Source organism: Methylobacterium oryzihabitans (genome assembly GCF_004004555.2).
GTDB lineage: Bacteria > Pseudomonadota > Alphaproteobacteria > Rhizobiales > Beijerinckiaceae > Methylobacterium > Methylobacterium oryzihabitans.
The window spans coordinates 1-483 of sequence record NZ_SACP01000128.1 but is presented as its reverse complement, the minus strand read 5'-3'; the positions used below and the strand labels follow the sequence as shown (position 1 = coordinate 483).

At 59.6% G+C, this 483-nt stretch carries 1 protein-coding gene; it reads left to right on the top strand.

Features of this window, described 5'->3' with window-relative positions; all coding sequences use genetic code 11:
• Positions 1 to 179: 179 nt before the first annotated feature.
• Positions 180 to 483 (top strand): hypothetical protein (locus EOE48_RS28680; protein WP_127734241.1); only part of this gene is annotated, 304 nt, incomplete at its 3' end.

The window sequence follows — 483 nt, the reverse complement described above, 5'->3', positions numbered from 1 at the left end:
CGTAAACGTCTTTGGGCGTCCATTGCGCGACCTGCCAAATACTTTTAGTTCTGGGGGCGGTGGCCCTTTCTGCCTCGCGTTCTGGTACCCTGTGGGCATTACCCTGGCCTGCACATCCGGGCACCGTAGAAGCGTTGCTGCTTGTGGGCCAGGCCGCACCAGGAAACGGAGCTTCGTCAATGGCCACTGACCGTGTGAGCCTGATTCATTTCGATAAATTGAGCATGAGCCCTGCCGCCGCCGATCGGTTCCAGAAAGCCCTCGATGCGCTGGCAGCGCTCAAGCTGCAGGACCGTTACGTGTACCTCATCGCTCCTTATCTGGGTGATATCGCTGACGCCTCTGACGCTGAGCAACTGGACACCGCCCTGGGCCAGTGCATTCGTGTGGTCGATGAATTGCTGGCTGCCAGGTCGGTCAGCAAAGCCAAGTCCGAAGAAGTACGCCAGGTGTTCCAGAGCGCTGCCGAACGTGCACGGGCAG